Genomic DNA, 14,971 nt, shown 5'->3' on the forward strand with positions numbered 1-14,971 from the left:
ATGAAATAATGGCACAAAAGAAGATCCGTATCCGTTTGAAGGCATACGAACACCGTATCTTAGACCAATCAGCAGAAAAGATTGTTGAAACAGCTAAGCGTACGGGCGCAGAAATTGCTGGTCCTATTCCGCTACCAACTGAACGTACATTATATACAATTTTACGTTCACCACATAAGCATAAGGATAGCCGTGAGCAATTTGAAATGCGTACGCATAAGCGTTTGATTGACATTGTGAACCCTACTGACAAGACAGTTGACGCACTGCGTAAGCTTGAATTGCCATCAGGTGTTGCAATCGAAATCAAGTTGTAATCCATAACGGATATAACTTCCATGTCTCATCGAGGCAAAATTAAAATAAGAAAAATATTTAAGGAGATTAGTCATGACTAAAGGTATCTTAGGCCGCAAAGTCGGTATGACTCAGGTTTTTACAGAATCTGGTGAATTGATCGCCGTGACTGCTGTTGAAGCAACACCAAACGTCGTTTTGCAAGTAAAAAATGCAGAAACAGACGGATACAGTGCTATTCAACTTGGTTACCAAGATAAGCGCACAGTTTTGTCAAACAAACCTGAACAAGGCCATGCTTCAAAAGCAAATACGGCCCCTAAGCGCTACATTCGTGAAATCCGCAATGCGGGAGACGAATTTAACGTTAGGGATGAGATTAAAGTTGACACATTCCAAGCGGGCGAATACGTCGACGTAACAGGAATCACGAAGGGACATGGTTTCCAAGGTGCTATCAAGCGTTTGGGACAGTCTCGTGGTCCTATGACTCACGGTTCTCGTTACCACCGTCGCCCAGGTTCAATGGGTGCTATTATTAACCGCGTTTTCAAGGGTAAGCTTTTGCCAGGACGTATGGGTAATAATAAGCGAACAATGCAAAATATTGCTATTGTTCATGTTGATGTTGAAAACAATTTGTTGCTTTTGAAGGGTAATGTACCTGGTGCTAACAAATCACTTTTGACAATCAAATCAACTGTAAAAGTAAACGCAAAGCATCCTGAAGTTAAGATGGCTAATGCATCTGCATCTGCTACTAACTCAGAAGAAGCTTAATATAAATTATATAGAAAGGAGAACAATCAATCATGACTAAAGTTGCTGTATTAAAGCAAGATGGTAGTCAAGCTGCAGAAATCGAATTGAATGATGCAGTATTCGCCATCGAACCTAACAATGCCGTTATTACTGATGCAGTATTGATGCAGCGTGCATCATTGCGTCAAGGTACACATGCTGTTAAAAACCGTTCTGCGGTTTCTGGTGGTGGACGTAAGCCTTGGAAGCAAAAGGGTACTGGTCGTGCACGTGCCGGTTCAATTCGTGAACCACAGTTCCGTGGTGGTGGAATTGTTTTCGGACCTACACCACGTTCATATGCTTACCGTATTAACCGCAAGGCATATCAATTGGCATTAAAGTCAGTTTTGTCACAAAAAGTCGCTGATAACAAGCTGGTAGTTGTTGATGCTTTGTCATTTGAAGCACCAAAAACACAAGACTTTAAGAAAGTTTTGGCAAACTTGTCAGCTGATAAAAAGACATTAGTAGTTGTTGATGAAGACAACGAAAACGCAATCTTGTCAGCACGTAACTTGGCTAACGTTCAAGTTATGACAACAAAGGGTATCAACGTGCTTGATGTTGTTAACGCAGATAAGCTGGTGATTGTTCAATCATCAATCGAAGAAATCCAAGGAGGTCTTGCCTAATGGATGCACGCGATATTATCCGTCGCCCTATCATCACTGAAGCTTCAATGGCGCAAACAGAACGTAAGCGTTATGTCTTCGAAGTTGATACACGCGCAACAAAGCCTGAAATTAAAAAAGCTATCGAAGAAATCTTTGAAGTTCAAGTTTCTGGTTTAAACACAGCAAACGTTCGTGGTAAGAAAAAGCGCCAAGGTCGTTATGTTGGTTATACACGTAAATTAAAGAAGGCAACGGTTACGTTGTCAAAAGATTCAAAAGATATTCAAATCTTTAACGAAGGTTAATCTAAATAGGAGGATAAGACATTGGCTATCAAGAGTTATAAGCCAACTTCTGCCGGACGTCGTAATATGACGACTTCAGATTTCTCTGAAATCACAAAGACAACGCCCGAAAAGAGTTTGTTGGCCAAAAAGTCAAAGACTGGTGCGCGTAATGCATCTGGTCGTATGACAGTTCGCCACCATGCTGGTGGACATAAGCAAGCCTACCGTATCGTAGACTTCAAGCGTACTAAAGATGACAAGACAGCTACTGTAAAAGCTATCGAATATGATCCAAATCGTACTGCTAACATTGCTTTGTTAGTATACGAAGATGGTATCAAGTCATATATCTTGGCGCCAAAGGGATTAAAGGTTGGCGACAAGGTTCAATCTGGTCCTGATGCCGACATTAAGCCCGGCAATGCCTTGCCATTGAGTGCTATTCCTGAAGGTACTTTGATTCACAATATCGAATTGAAGCCTGGTAAGGGTGGACAATTGGCTCGTTCAGCTGGTGCATCAGCACAGATTTTGGGACGTGATGGTAAATATATCATCGTTCGTTTGACTTCAGGTGAAGTTCGTTTGGTATTAGCTACAAACCGTGCAACAATCGGAGAAGTTGGTAATGCTGAACATTCATTGATTAACTGGGGTAAAGCTGGTCGTAATCGTTGGCGTGGAAAGCGTCCACATGTTCGTGGATCAGTTATGAACCCTAACGACCATCCACACGGTGGTGGTGAAGGTAAAGCACCAGTTGGTCGCCCAAGTCCTATGTCACCATGGGGTAAGAAGACTGCCGGTAAGAAGACTCGCGATAAGAAGAAGGCTTCAACAAAGTTTATCGTTCGCGGTCGTAAGAGTAAGTAAGGGAAAGGAGACAACTAATGGCTCGTAGTTTAAAAAAGGGACCATTTGCGGACCCACACTTGCTTAAGAAGATTGAAGCGCAAGCTGATTCTGAAAAGAAATCAGTGATCAAGACTTGGTCACGTCGTTCAACAATCTTCCCAAGCTTCATCGGCTTTACAATTGCCGTTTATGATGGTCGCAAGCACGTTCCAGTTTATGTGCAAGAAGATATGGTCGGACACAAGTTAGGTGAATTCGTACCAACTCGTACGTTCAAGGGACACAAGAACGACGATAAAAAGACTGGTAAATAAGGAGGAAGTGAAAAATGGCTGAACAAGTTACATCAGCTCGTGCGACTGCTAAGATCGTTCGCGTTGCCCCACGTAAGGCACGCTTAGTTCTTGACACTATTCGCCGTAAGAGCGTTAACGAAGCATACGCAATTTTGAAGTTCCTACCTAATACTTCTACTGAAGATATTTACAAGGTTTTGAACTCAGCAGTTGCTAATGCTGAAAATAACTTCTCGTTAGACCGAGAAGATCTTATCGTGAAGGAAGCCTTTGCTAACGAAGGACCAACGCTCAAGCGTTTCCGTCCTCGCGCCAAGGGTTCTGCTTCACCTATTAACAAGCGTACAAGCCACCTAACAATTGTGGTTGCTGAGAAGGAGGCAAAGTAATGGGTCAAAAGATTAACCCTACTGGATTCCGTGTCGGCGTTATTCGCGACTGGGATGCAAAGTGGTTTGCTGACAAGGCTGACTATGCTAACCAACTTCACGAAGACTTACGTATCCGTAAGTATATCGAGAAAAACTTAGCAGATGCCTCAGTTGATCGCATTGAAATTGAACGTACAACCAAGTCACGTGTTGACGTTTCTATCCAAACTGCCAAGCCAGGAATGGTTATTGGTAAGGGTGGTTCAGAAGTTGAAAAGCTTCGTACACAATTGGCAAAGTTGACAGATACTGATGAAAAAGGTCGCTCAAAGCGTGTCTTTATTAACATCGTAGAAATCAAAAAGCCAGATTTGAGTGCGCACTTAGTTGGACAACAAATCGCTGGTGATTTGGAACGCCGTGTGGCTTTCCGTCGCGCTATGCGTGGTGCTATCCAACGTGCCACTCGCTCAGGTGCCAAGGGTATCAAGGTTATGGTCTCAGGTCGTTTGAATGGTGCTGATATTGCACGTATTGAACAATATACTGAAGGTACAGTACCTTTGCATACTTTACGTGCCGATATCGATTACTCATGGGATGAAGCAATGACTGCTTATGGAAACTTGGGTATCAAGACTTGGATTTACCGTGGTGATGTATTACCACAAAAAAAGAACAGTAAGTAAGGAGGGAAGCAAACATGTTAGTACCAAAGCGTGTTAAGTTCCGTCGTGTACACCGTGGTCACATGCGTGGCGAAGCAAAAGGTGGCAAGACGGTAACATTCGGTGATTTTGGCTTGCAAGCAACAACTTCAAGTTGGATTACTAACCGTCAAATTGAAGCTGCTCGTATTGCAATGACACGTTATATGAAGCGTGGTGGTAAGGTTTGGATTAAAATCTTCCCTCATAAGTCATATACATCTAAAGGTGTCGGTGTTCGAATGGGTAACGGTAAGGGTGCACCCGAAGGTTGGGTTGAACCAGTTAAGCGTGGCAAGGTAATGTTTGAAGTTGCAGGTGTTCCTGAAGCAACTGCTCGTGAAGCATTACGTTTGGCACAACACAAGTTGCCTGTACGTACAAAGATTATTGCTCGGGAGGCTGAATAATGGCTAAAGCAAGTGAATTGAAAGAATTGTCACTTGCGGATTTGCAAAAGCGCGAAGCCGAATTCAAGGAAGAATTATTCAACCTACGTTTTCAATTGGCTACTGGTCAACTAGAAAACACGGCGCGTATCGCACAAGTTCGTAAGGACATTGCACGAGTTAAGACAGTTATTCGTGCACAAGAATTGGCAAACGCCAACAAATAAGACGAAAGGAAGAAGCTGAAAAATGAGTGAAGAACGTAATACTCGTAAGGTTTACCAAGGACGAGTTGTTTCAGATAAGATGGACAAAACAATTACTGTTGCTGTTGATACTTATTTGACACATGATGTCTACGGTAAGCGTGTCAAGTACACAAAGAAGTTTAAGGCACACGATGAAAACAATGCTGCCAAGCAAGGCGACATTGTTCAAATCATGGAAACACGTCCTTTGTCTGCAACTAAGCACTTCCGTTTGGTTAAGATCGTTGAAGAGGCTGTTATTCTTTAATGCTCTACCCAAAACGTCGTAATTAATTGCTAACAAGGAGGAAGAACCATGATTCAACAAGAGAGTCGTTTAAAAGTGGCTGACAACTCTGGCGCACGTGAAATCTTGACGATTAAAGTGCTCGGTGGTTCAGGCCGTAAGTTTGCTGGTGTAGGTGACATGATTGTTGCTACAGTTAAGCAAGCAATCCCTGGTGGTAACGTAAAGAAGGGTGACGTCATTAAGGCTGTTATCGTTCGTACTGTTTCTGACGTTCGTCGTGCAGATGGCTCATACATCAATTTTGATGAAAACGCCGCTGTTATCGTGAAGGACGACAAGTCACCAGTAGGTACACGTATTTTTGGTCCTGTTGCACGTGAATTGCGTGACAACGACTATATGCGTATCGTTTCATTGGCACCAGAAGTGCTCTAATACTGACAAGGAGGAGCCAAATCATGTTTGTAAAAACAGGTGATAAGGTTCGCGTCATTGCCGGCAAAGATAAGGGAAAAGAAGGCACAATCACTAAGACTGTTGCTGGAAAAGATCGCGTCGTTGTCGAAGGCGTGAACATCGTTAAGAAGCATCAAAAGCCTTCTAACGAATATCCACAAGGTGGTGTTATCGATATCGAAGCACCTATCCATGTTTCTAACGTGCAATTGCTTGACCCTTCAACTAATGAACCAACACGTGTTGGATTCAAGGTCGAAGATGGCAAGAAAGTTCGCGTATCTAAAAAGTCTGGTAACGTACTAGGCTAATATCGAAAGGTGAAATCATTTTCATGGCTAATGCTTTAAAAGAAAAATATGTTAATGAAGTTCAACCTGCTTTGATCGAAAAGTTTAACTTTAAGTCATCAATGCAAGCCCCAAAGATTGAGAAAATCGTCTTGAATATGGGTGTTGGTGATGCAGTTTCAAACTCAAAGAACTTGGATGAAGCGGTTGAAGAATTGAAGTTGATTGCTGGTCAACAACCAGTTATCACAAAGGCAAAGAAGTCAATCGCTGGGTTCCGCTTGCGTGAAGGTATGTCAATCGGAACAAAGGTTACACTACGTGGAGAGCGTATGTATGACTTTTTAGACAAGTTGATCAACATTTCATTACCTCGTGTTCGTGATTTCCGTGGTGTATCATCAAAGGCTTTTGATGGCCGTGGTAACTATACACTCGGCATTCGTGAACAATTAATTTTCCCTGAAATTGACTTTGACAAAGTTAACCGCGTACGTGGTTTAGACATTGTTATTGTTACAACAGCGCAAAACGATGAAGAAGGTCGTGAGTTGTTGACACAAATGGGAATGCCATTTGCTAAGTAATTGGTAAATAAAAATGTTGTTGCTCTAAATGAGTGACGCGTTTTTAACTGTTATTGACAAAAATAGTCTATAATAGTTAAGAGCGTGTCATTTTGCATGATTACGTTCAAAATAAAAAGGAGGATATCGATAGATGTCTATGACTGATCCAATTGCTGATTTTTTGACTCGCGTTCGTAATGCCAATTTGGCACGTCACGAAGTAGTTGAAGCTCCAGCATCAAAAATTAAGAAGAGCATCGCTGAAATCTTGAAAGCAGAAGGTTTTATCCGTGACTTTGAATACATCGACGACAACAAACAAGGTGTTATCCGTGTATTTCTCAAGTATGGAGAAGATCGTAATCGTGTGATTACAGGAATTCAACGTATCTCTAAGCCTGGCTTACGTAAGTATGCTAAGGCTGAAGAGTTACCAAAAGTTTTGAACGGTTTGGGAATTGCTATTATCTCAACTTCTGCAGGTGTTATTACTGACAAAGAAGCACGTTCTAAGCAAATCGGTGGCGAAGTTATCGCTTACGTTTGGTAATATATCTAAGAAAGGAGACTTACCATGAGCCGTATTGGAAACAAAACAATCACTTTACCAGCTGATGTGACAGTATCTCAAGAAGGTACAGTTGTAACAGTTAAGGGCCCAAAGGGTGAATTGTCACGTGAAATCGTCCCAGTTATCACAATGACTGTAGAAGGAAACGAAGTTTCTTTCAGTCGTGATAGCGATGACAACAAGACTCGAGCATTGCATGGCACAACTCGTGCAAACGTTGCAAACATGGTCGAGGGTGTATCTGAAGGTTTCACTAAGACATTGAAACTTGTTGGTGTCGGATATCGTGCAGCAAAGTCAGGATCAAAATTGACTTTGAGTGTTGGATATTCTCATCCTGTTGACTTTGAAGATCGCGAAGAATTGACTGTTGAAGTGCCAGATGCTTTGACAATCAAAGTTTCAGGGATTTCAAAGCAAAAGGTTGGCGATTTAGCAGCTGAAATTCGTGCCGTGCGTTCACCAGAACCTTATAAAGGTAAAGGTATTCGTTACGAAGGCGAAGTTGTACGCCGCAAGGAAGGTAAGACAGGAAAGTAATCTATTACTTTTTGTCTACCAAAACTTTATTAATAATAAACTTAAAATGGCATTTGCCATAAGAAAAGGAAAGCACAGCTATGATTTCAAAACCAGATAAGAATAAGCTTCGCGTAAAGCGCCACAAGCGCGTTCGTGGAAAAATCTCTGGTACTGCTGCTCGCCCACGTTTGAACGTTTTCCGTTCTAATGCAAACATCTACGCTCAATTAATTGATGACGTAGCGGGTGTAACGCTAGCAAGTGCCTCAAGTCATGATGCCGAAGTAACGGGATCGAAGACAGAACAAGCAATTAAAGTTGGTGAGTTGATCGCTTCACGTGGTAAAGCCGCAAACATCGAAGAAGTTATTTTCGATCGTGGTGGTTACGTTTATCATGGACGTGTTCAAGCATTAGCAGAATCAGCCCGTGAAAACGGCTTGAAGTTCTAAGGAAAGGAGGAATATAAAAATGGTTGAATTCGTTAATCCTAAGTCACTTGGTGAATTAGAAGAGAACGTTGTTGCTATTAACCGTGTCACAAAGGTTGTCAAAGGTGGTCGTCGCTTGCGTTTCGCAGCTTTGGTCGTTGTTGGTGATAAGCAAGGACACGTTGGTTTTGGTACTGGTAAAGCACAAGAAGTTCCTGAAGCTATCCGTAAAGCTATTGAAGATGCTAAGCGTAAGTTGATCACTGTGCCAACAGTTTCTACAACTATTCCTCATGATGTCCTTGGTGAATGGGGTGGCGGTAAGATTTTAGTTAAGCCCGCCGAAGAAGGATCTGGTGTTGCTGCTGGTGGTGCAGCACGTTCTGTTATGGAACTTGCTGGTATCGCCGATGTGACTGCTAAGTCACTTGGTTCAGCAACACCAATTAACGTTATTCGTGCTACTTTCGATGCGCTTACAAGCTTGAAAGATGCCGAAGAAGTTGCTAAGTTGCGTGGTGTTTCTTTAGAACACTTAGCTGAATAAGGAGCGATAAAATGGCTGATTTGAAAATCACTTTGATTAAGAGTGCGGTTCATCGCTTACCTAAGCAACGCGCGATCGTTAAGTCTCTTGGACTTGGACGCGTATCTAGTTCAGTGGTGAAGCCTAACAACGAAGCTACACGTGGTGCGATTTTCCATATCGCTCACCTAGTTAGCGTTGAAGAAGTTAAGTAATTACACAATTAAAATAGGAGGTACCGAAAGATGAATTTGAACGAATTACAACCAGCTGCTGGTTCACGTCACGTACGTAACCGTGTTGGTCGTGGTACATCATCTGGAAACGGTAAGACATCCGGACGTGGTCAAAAGGGTCAAAAAGCTCGTGGCAAAGTGCGTTTGGGGTTTGAAGGTGGTCAAATGCCTTTGTACCGTCGTATTCCAAAGCGTGGATTTACTAACATTTCACGTAAGGAATTCGCAGTTGTTAACTTGAACAAGTTAAACAGCTTTGATGATGGTACAGAAATTACACCAACACTTTTGATTGAAAACGGTATTGTTAAAAATCAAAAGTCTGGTATTAAGATTTTGGCTGTTGGTCAACTTGAAAAGAAGTTGACTGTTAAGGCACATAAGTTTTCTGCAGCTGCAGTTGCTGCAATTGAACAAGCCGGTGGGTCAACTGAGGTACTTTAATGCTTAGCACGTTATTTAATGCAGTACGTGAAAAGGACATTCGCAAAAAATTAGGGTGGACATTTTTTATTCTGTTTATTTACAGAGTTGGAACGCACATAACTGTGCCTGGTGTTAACCCTTCTGCTATGTCTGAGATGGCTAGTTCCGGATTAATGAACATTTTGAACATCTTTTCTGGTGGTGGCCTGACAAACTACTCGTTGTTCGCAATGGGCGTGTCACCATACGTGACAGCACAAATTATTGTACAACTTTTGCAATTAGATATCGTGCCTCGCTTTGTTGAATGGAGTAAGCAAGGTGAAGTTGGTCGCCGAAAGTTGAACAACGCTACGCGGTGGTTAACACTTATTCTTGCGTTTGTTCAATCTGTTGGTATCACAGCTGGATTTAATTCATTATCATCTTATGGATTAGTGAGTCAAACTAATAGCGTAATGTCATTTGTTGTAATCGGTTCTGTTATGACTATTGGAACATTTTTTGCAATGTGGCTTGGTGAAATGATTACTGAAAAAGGCCTAGGAAATGGCGTTTCAATGATTATTTTTGCGGGTATAATCGCCCAAGCACCGGAAGGTTTCTATGAAATTTTCAAAGAAAATATTCTGCAAGCAGACAGTAGTGACATGCTTAATGGTTGGATATTTGTTGTTGTATTAATTATAGCTATGATTTTAGTAGTTGCATTTACGACATGGTCTTATGAAGGAACTCGTCGATTACAAATGCAGTATACCCGATCTGCCACATCATATGGTAGTGAGGCGTATCTACCATTAAAGGTGAATGTTTCTGGTGTTATACCTGTCATATTTGCTTCATCATTTATTAGTACACCACAAACGGTTATGCTAGCGTTTCAAGACAAATATTCATCAGCCCAGTGGTACCAAATTATGCAACAGATATTCAGTATGACAACTTTGCCTGGTGCAATTCTGTATACTGCATTGATTGTTGTTTTCACATATTTTTATGCCTTTGTTCAAGTTAATCCTGATAAGTTATCAGAGAATCTACAGAAACAAGGTGCATATATTGTTGGTGTTCGTCCCGGTGCAGAAACAAAAGCCTTCGTTTCAAAGCTCTTGTTAAATTTGAGCTTTGTTGGATCAATTTTCTTGGGAATTGTTGCGTTGGTTCCTTTGATTGCATCGGATGTTTGGGGACTCAATGAAAAGATAGGTCTTGGTGGTACAAGCCTGTTAATATCAATAGGTGTCGCTTTGGATCTAATCCGTCAAATTGATGGTTTGATGCAGAAAAAAAATTACGTTGGATTTATTACAAAAGATCAGTTAGCAGCTCGGGAGGCAATCAATGGCTAAAAATTTGATTTTGTTGGGTTTGCCAGGTGCTGGTAAAGGCACACAGGCAGACTTCATTGTGAAGGATTATTCTATTGTTCATATTAGTACTGGAGATATTTTCCGTGCCAATTTGGCAGAGAATACTGAATTAGGACAAAAGGCGCGCCAATTCATGGATGCGGGCGACCTAGTTCCTGACGAAATCACAAATGCTATGGTTGCTGACCGTTTAAACCAAGCAGACGTTGAAACTGGTTTTATGCTTGATGGTTATCCTCGTAATGAAGCACAAGCAGTATTCCTAGATAAGTATTTATCAGATAACGGTAAATCTGTGTCAGCAACATTATATTTTGAAGTTACTGACACATTATTGCGCGAACGTCTTTTAGGACGTGGTCGTGCAGATGATACACCCGAAGTTATTGACAACCGTTTGGCAGTTAATAAAGCAGCTAACTTACCTTTGGTAGATTACTATCAAAAGGCAGGTGTGTTGCACACAATCGATGGCGGTCGTGAACTTACTGATGTGTATCATGATGTCAAGAAAGTTTTGGACAATTTAGACTAATTATTCAAAATACCATTGTTGAGAGATATCAGTTTTTCTGGTATAATTTGATAGGTTAAGCACTTATCAACAATGTTGAACATTATAAGCACAGGAGGTTAAGTGCGTGGCCAACGATGTAATTGAAATCGAAGGTAAAGTTAAAGAAACTTTGCCAAATGCGATGTTCCAAGTAGAACTCGAAAATGGTGCTGTGATCTTGGCGCATGTATCTGGTAAAATTCGAAAAAATTTTATCCGTATCTTGCCAGGTGATCGTGTTACCGTTGAAATGTCACCATACGACTTAACGAAGGGTCGTATTACTTATCGTTTCCGATAAGTAAAAGTTATAATAATCAGTTAACCGAATAGGAGGAATAGATTATGAAAGTACGCCCATCAGTTAAAAAGATGTGTGATGCTTGCCGTGTTATCAAGCGTAATGGTCGAACAATGATCATTTGTTCTGCTAACCCCAAGCATAAGCAACGCGCAGGAAAGTAATTTCTGAGTGTTATAAATATTGATTGAATAAAGACATAACTGTCATTTTCAAAAATACTAAAGGAGGTAAATTGTTATGGCTCGTATAGCAGGTATAGATTTGCCACGTGACAAGCGAATTGTCATTGGCTTAACTTACATCTACGGAATCGGTAATACTACTGCACAAAAGGTCTTGGCTGAGGCTGGCGTTTCTGAAGACGTTCGCGTACGCGATTTAACGTCTGACCAAGAAGATGCCATTCGTGCAACAGTTGACAAGTTAAACTTGCAATTAGAAGGTGACCTACGTCGTAAGGTATCACTTGATATCAAATCATTGCAAGAGATTGCATCATACCGTGGCATTCGTCATCGTAAGGGCTTGCCCGTTCGTGGACAAAACACGAAGAACAACGCTCGTACACGTAAAGGCCCAGCTAAAGCAATTGCTGGAAAGAAAAAGTAATTTACTTTTTCTTGTTGTATCCTCATCGATGCGACACATGATTATCGCAACCAAAGTTGTGTAATGTTGGTTATTTTTATTTTAACCCGAGAAATTATAAGAAAGTATTGAAAAGGAGGCAAATAAATGGCAGGTCGTACAACGCGTAAGCGTCGTGTGAAGAAGAATATTGAATCTGGTGTGGCTCATATCCATTCAACATTCAACAACACTATTGTAATGATTACTGATGCACAAGGTAACGCAGTTGCTTGGTCATCAGCCGGTGCACTGGGCTTCAAAGGAAGTCGTAAGTCAACACCATTCGCTGCTCAAATGGCGGCGGAAGCTGCAGCAAAAAGTGCCATGGAAATTAACATGCGCACAGTTGCAGTAACTGTTAAGGGTCCTGGTTCAGGTCGTGAATCAGCTATCCGTGCTTTGGCAGCAGCTGGCTTGGAAGTAACGTCAATTAAGGATGTTACACCAGTTCCCCACAACGGATCACGCCCACCAAAGCGTCGTCGTGTTTAATTGAATTTCATTGCTCTTGCTGTGAAAGAAGGGGTAAGAATTTACAGATGATTGAATTTGAAAAGCCAAATATTCATAACATCGAAGAGGATGCCCGCTACGGCAAATTTGTTGTAGAGCCTCTTGAGCGTGGATATGGTACGACACTTGGTAACTCATTACGTCGTATCTTATTGTCTTCGCTTCCTGGCGCAGCCGTTAATACGGTGCAAATTGACGGCGTAGTTCACGAGTTTTCAACCGTGGATGGCGTTGTTGAAGATGTCACACAAATTATCTTGAATCTCAAGAAGGTTGTGCTGGCGATTGATTCAGATGATGAACGTTCACTTGAGATTGATATTCAAGGGCCAGCAGATGTAACAGCTGCAGATTTGCAGGGTGGTGCGGATGTTGAAGTTTTGAATCCTGATTTGCATATCGCTACTGTGGCAGCAGGTAAGTCATTACATATGACAGTCACGGCAGTAAAAGGTCGTGGATATTCATCAGCAGATGAAAATAAGAAATTACGTGATGAAATGCCTATTGGTGTTTTAGCCGTTGATTCTATTTACACACCTATTGAACGTGTAAACTACCAAGTAGAAAATACACGTATTGGTGCTCGTGACGATTATGATAAGCTTACTTTTGATATTTGGACAAATGGTTCTATCAAGCCAAGTGATGCCTTGAGTTTGGGTGCTAAGATCTTAGCTGAGCATCTTGGTTTGTTTATGGATATTTCTCCTGTAGCTGCTGAAGCTAGTGTTATGGTTGAAGCGGAACCTGTTGCTGCTAGTGCATCAGATTCTGCTCCAATTGAAGATCTAGATTTATCTGTTCGCTCATATAATTGTCTCAAACGGGCCGGTATCAACACTATTGTAGAGTTGACGGATCGCACTGAAGCTGACATGATGAAAGTGCGTAACCTCGGTCGGAAATCACTTGACGAAATCCAAGAAAAGCTCACTGATATGAACTTAGGATTTCGCAAGGAAGATTAACACATGTCTTTAAATTAAAAAAAGGAGGATTCACCAATGGCATATCGTAAATTGGGTCGTACATCTTCACAACGTAAAGCTATGTTGCGTGATTTGACAACTGATCTTTTGATCAATGGTCGTATTACTACTACTGAAGCACGCGCTAAAGAAGTTCGTAAGACAACTGATAAAATGATTACATTAGGTAAGCGTGGTGACTTAAATGCTCGCCGTCAAGCAGCTACTTTTGTTCGTAATGAAGTTGCGGATGTTATAGAAGATGGCGACGATGTTAAAGTACAATCAGCTTTGCAAAAGTTGTTTGATGATGTTGCACCTCGCTTTGCAGAACGTAATGGTGGTTATACACGAATTCTCAAGACAGTCCAACGTCGTGGCGATGCTGCGCAACTGGTTATCTTGGAGCTCGTTGATTAATAAAAAAACTTGAGAATTTCTTTCTCAAGTTTTTTTTTTTGCTAATTTTTACGATTTAATAATAATGTGGCAAGATGATTTAATTTTTGTCGTAATGCGTCATTTGGTAATTTATTTAGTAGGTCGTCGAGTTCCTGACTATATTCAGCTAGAAGAGAATTTAGGCGTGACATGGCATCGCTTTCAAGAACAATACTGTGAATGTGCACAAGCTGATTATCAGTAATTTCATCCCTTAACGACAGTAGTTCTTTCAATTCTACATTGATATTTGGGTTTTCTAAGGCAAATAAAATGGGGGCTGTATATATGCCATTTCGAATGTCTTGACCAGCAGGTTTACCGAGTGATAGCTGTTCAGTAATTGAGTCAAAATCAAGATAGTCATCCAATAACTGAAAAGCCACGCCAAGATTCTCACCAAGTTTACCTACAATATTAAGTAATTGAGAACTGGCACCCTTTGAACTTGTGGCACCAAATAAGACACTGAGTTTAAATAAAGCAGCTGTTTTACCAGTGATTTGGGTAAGATAGTCATCAAAAGAAGTGTCAGTTAAATATCGATTGTTTTTTTGTGTTAACTCACCAAACAAGATATTTCTTAAAGATTCTAATGCCAATTTATTTGCTTGAATATTATCAGCGTCATTTAATAGTGATAACATGCCAGTAAGCAAGTAATCACCAGCATAAACAGCTGTATCTTTACCAAAATGTGCTTGAATACTATCTTTTCCACGTCTCAGTTTGGACTCGTCAATGATATCATCATGTATTAGTGTAGCAAGGTGTAAAAGCTCGACGCTTGCTCCTAGCACGATAGCTTTCTGATTATATGGTGCGTCAGTTAATTCAGAGAAAAGCAATGTCAATGCAGGGCGGACTAATTTTCCGGCACTAGCTTGTGAACGAATAGCGTTATCGATTTCTGAAAAACCAATGTGCCAACTTTCAGACATTTCAGTTAATACATTTTGCAGTGGTAAGTTTAATTCTGGGAAAGTGTCCCAAATTTTTGGTAACAACGGCATTGCCATGGGAGTCTCTTTTCATTGA

The 14,971-nt window shown here is 41.1% G+C and carries 29 protein-coding genes; 28 read left to right on the top strand and 1 reads right to left on the bottom strand.

Annotated elements, in window-relative coordinates; all coding sequences use genetic code 11:
* The first annotated feature begins 8 nt into the window (after positions 1 to 8).
* The 28 genes from rpsJ (at position 9) to rplQ (ending at position 13,912) form a co-directional block, all read left to right on the top strand.
* Positions 9 to 317, top strand: a complete 309-nt coding sequence (gene rpsJ, locus GJV51_03405; protein QGM25053.1) for a 30S ribosomal protein S10 — start codon at positions 9 to 11, stop codon at positions 315 to 317.
* 73 nt (positions 318 to 390) lie between these two features.
* The gene (rplC, locus tag GJV51_03410) at positions 391 to 1,077 is read left to right on the top strand and encodes a 50S ribosomal protein L3 (protein QGM25054.1); all 687 of its coding nucleotides are present in this window, start codon (positions 391 to 393) and stop codon (positions 1,075 to 1,077) included.
* Between the two features lie 32 nt (positions 1,078 to 1,109).
* Positions 1,110 to 1,733, top strand: a complete 624-nt coding sequence (gene rplD / locus GJV51_03415) for a 50S ribosomal protein L4 (GenBank protein ID QGM25055.1) — start codon at positions 1,110 to 1,112, stop codon at positions 1,731 to 1,733.
* Complete coding sequence (rplW, locus tag GJV51_03420) at positions 1,733 to 2,020, top strand: 50S ribosomal protein L23 (GenBank protein ID QGM25056.1); 288 nt, start codon at positions 1,733 to 1,735, stop codon at positions 2,018 to 2,020. The genes rplD and rplW overlap by 1 nt, the downstream gene beginning before the upstream one ends.
* Before the next feature lie 21 nt (positions 2,021 to 2,041).
* Complete coding sequence (gene rplB, locus GJV51_03425) at positions 2,042 to 2,875, top strand: 50S ribosomal protein L2 (GenBank protein ID QGM25057.1); 834 nt, start codon at positions 2,042 to 2,044, stop codon at positions 2,873 to 2,875.
* Between the two features lie 17 nt (positions 2,876 to 2,892).
* Complete coding sequence (gene rpsS, locus GJV51_03430; GenBank protein QGM25058.1) at positions 2,893 to 3,171, top strand: 30S ribosomal protein S19; 279 nt, start codon at positions 2,893 to 2,895, stop codon at positions 3,169 to 3,171.
* A 14-nt stretch (positions 3,172 to 3,185) separates the two neighbouring features.
* A complete protein-coding gene (gene rplV, locus GJV51_03435; protein ID QGM25059.1) occupies positions 3,186 to 3,542 on the top strand; it encodes a 50S ribosomal protein L22 in 357 nt (118 codons plus the stop codon).
* The gene (gene rpsC, locus GJV51_03440) at positions 3,542 to 4,213 is read left to right on the top strand and encodes a 30S ribosomal protein S3 (protein QGM25060.1); all 672 of its coding nucleotides are present in this window, start codon (positions 3,542 to 3,544) and stop codon (positions 4,211 to 4,213) included. The genes rplV and rpsC overlap by 1 nt, the downstream gene beginning before the upstream one ends.
* Positions 4,214 to 4,227: 14 nt before the next feature.
* Positions 4,228 to 4,641, top strand: a complete 414-nt coding sequence (gene rplP, locus GJV51_03445; GenBank protein ID QGM25061.1) for a 50S ribosomal protein L16 — start codon at positions 4,228 to 4,230, stop codon at positions 4,639 to 4,641.
* Positions 4,641 to 4,847, top strand: coding sequence for a 50S ribosomal protein L29 (gene rpmC, locus GJV51_03450; GenBank protein ID QGM25062.1), 207 nt, complete (start codon positions 4,641 to 4,643; stop codon positions 4,845 to 4,847). Before rplP ends, rpmC begins: the two co-directional genes overlap by 1 nt.
* A gap of 22 nt (positions 4,848 to 4,869) precedes the next feature.
* The gene (rpsQ, locus tag GJV51_03455) at positions 4,870 to 5,136 is read left to right on the top strand and encodes a 30S ribosomal protein S17 (GenBank protein QGM25063.1); all 267 of its coding nucleotides are present in this window, start codon (positions 4,870 to 4,872) and stop codon (positions 5,134 to 5,136) included.
* A 48-nt stretch (positions 5,137 to 5,184) separates the two neighbouring features.
* On the top strand, positions 5,185 to 5,553 hold the full coding sequence (gene rplN, locus GJV51_03460) for a 50S ribosomal protein L14 (GenBank protein QGM25064.1): 369 nt from the start codon (positions 5,185 to 5,187) through the stop codon (positions 5,551 to 5,553).
* 23 nt (positions 5,554 to 5,576) lie between these two features.
* On the top strand, positions 5,577 to 5,885 hold the full coding sequence (gene rplX / locus GJV51_03465; GenBank protein QGM25065.1) for a 50S ribosomal protein L24: 309 nt from the start codon (positions 5,577 to 5,579) through the stop codon (positions 5,883 to 5,885).
* 23 nt (positions 5,886 to 5,908) lie between these two features.
* On the top strand, positions 5,909 to 6,451 hold the full coding sequence (rplE, locus tag GJV51_03470; GenBank protein ID QGM25066.1) for a 50S ribosomal protein L5: 543 nt from the start codon (positions 5,909 to 5,911) through the stop codon (positions 6,449 to 6,451).
* Positions 6,452 to 6,584: 133 nt separating this feature from the next.
* On the top strand, positions 6,585 to 6,983 hold the full coding sequence (gene rpsH / locus GJV51_03475; protein ID QGM25067.1) for a 30S ribosomal protein S8: 399 nt from the start codon (positions 6,585 to 6,587) through the stop codon (positions 6,981 to 6,983).
* A 24-nt stretch (positions 6,984 to 7,007) separates the two neighbouring features.
* Positions 7,008 to 7,544 carry a 50S ribosomal protein L6 gene (gene rplF / locus GJV51_03480; GenBank protein QGM25068.1) on the top strand — a complete coding sequence of 179 codons (537 nt, stop codon included), beginning with the start codon at positions 7,008 to 7,010 and terminating at the stop codon, positions 7,542 to 7,544.
* Between the two features lie 80 nt (positions 7,545 to 7,624).
* Positions 7,625 to 7,978: a 50S ribosomal protein L18 gene (gene rplR / locus GJV51_03485; GenBank protein QGM25069.1), complete on the top strand. Its 354-nt coding sequence runs from the start codon at positions 7,625 to 7,627 to the stop codon at positions 7,976 to 7,978.
* A 19-nt stretch (positions 7,979 to 7,997) separates the two neighbouring features.
* On the top strand, positions 7,998 to 8,504 hold the full coding sequence (gene rpsE, locus GJV51_03490; GenBank protein QGM25070.1) for a 30S ribosomal protein S5: 507 nt from the start codon (positions 7,998 to 8,000) through the stop codon (positions 8,502 to 8,504).
* 11 nt (positions 8,505 to 8,515) lie between these two features.
* Positions 8,516 to 8,698, top strand: a complete 183-nt coding sequence (gene rpmD, locus GJV51_03495; protein QGM25071.1) for a 50S ribosomal protein L30 — start codon at positions 8,516 to 8,518, stop codon at positions 8,696 to 8,698.
* Between the two features lie 30 nt (positions 8,699 to 8,728).
* A complete protein-coding gene (gene rplO, locus GJV51_03500) occupies positions 8,729 to 9,163 on the top strand; it encodes a 50S ribosomal protein L15 (GenBank protein QGM25072.1) in 435 nt (144 codons plus the stop codon).
* Positions 9,163 to 10,497, top strand: coding sequence for a preprotein translocase subunit SecY (gene secY / locus GJV51_03505; protein QGM25073.1), 1,335 nt, complete (start codon positions 9,163 to 9,165; stop codon positions 10,495 to 10,497). The genes rplO and secY overlap by 1 nt, the downstream gene beginning before the upstream one ends.
* Positions 10,490 to 11,053 carry an adenylate kinase gene (locus tag GJV51_03510; GenBank protein ID QGM25074.1) on the top strand — a complete coding sequence of 188 codons (564 nt, stop codon included), beginning with the start codon at positions 10,490 to 10,492 and terminating at the stop codon, positions 11,051 to 11,053. The genes secY and GJV51_03510 overlap by 8 nt, the downstream gene beginning before the upstream one ends.
* Positions 11,054 to 11,159: 106 nt before the next feature.
* A complete protein-coding gene (infA, locus tag GJV51_03515; GenBank protein ID QGM25075.1) occupies positions 11,160 to 11,375 on the top strand; it encodes a translation initiation factor IF-1 in 216 nt (71 codons plus the stop codon).
* Positions 11,376 to 11,419: 44 nt separating this feature from the next.
* The gene (gene rpmJ / locus GJV51_03520; protein QGM25076.1) at positions 11,420 to 11,539 is read left to right on the top strand and encodes a 50S ribosomal protein L36; all 120 of its coding nucleotides are present in this window, start codon (positions 11,420 to 11,422) and stop codon (positions 11,537 to 11,539) included.
* Positions 11,540 to 11,615: 76 nt separating this feature from the next.
* The gene (rpsM, locus tag GJV51_03525) at positions 11,616 to 11,987 is read left to right on the top strand and encodes a 30S ribosomal protein S13 (protein ID QGM25077.1); all 372 of its coding nucleotides are present in this window, start codon (positions 11,616 to 11,618) and stop codon (positions 11,985 to 11,987) included.
* A gap of 126 nt (positions 11,988 to 12,113) precedes the next feature.
* Positions 12,114 to 12,500 (top strand): 30S ribosomal protein S11, encoded by a 387-nt coding sequence (gene rpsK, locus GJV51_03530; GenBank protein ID QGM25078.1) that lies wholly within the window; start codon positions 12,114 to 12,116, stop codon positions 12,498 to 12,500.
* A gap of 47 nt (positions 12,501 to 12,547) precedes the next feature.
* A complete protein-coding gene (locus tag GJV51_03535) occupies positions 12,548 to 13,492 on the top strand; it encodes a DNA-directed RNA polymerase subunit alpha (protein ID QGM25079.1) in 945 nt (314 codons plus the stop codon).
* 36 nt (positions 13,493 to 13,528) lie between these two features.
* Positions 13,529 to 13,912 (top strand): 50S ribosomal protein L17, encoded by a 384-nt coding sequence (rplQ, locus tag GJV51_03540; GenBank protein ID QGM25080.1) that lies wholly within the window; start codon positions 13,529 to 13,531, stop codon positions 13,910 to 13,912.
* A 41-nt stretch (positions 13,913 to 13,953) separates the two neighbouring features.
* Here rplQ and GJV51_03545 read toward each other — a convergent pair whose 3' ends face one another.
* Positions 13,954 to 14,952, bottom strand: a complete 999-nt coding sequence (locus GJV51_03545) for a polyprenyl synthetase family protein (protein ID QGM25081.1) — start codon at positions 14,950 to 14,952, stop codon at positions 13,954 to 13,956.
* Positions 14,953 to 14,971: the final 19 nt, after the last annotated feature.

Source organism: Leuconostoc mesenteroides subsp. mesenteroides (genome assembly GCA_009676745.1).
Classification (GTDB): domain Bacteria; phylum Bacillota; class Bacilli; order Lactobacillales; family Lactobacillaceae; genus Leuconostoc; species Leuconostoc koreense.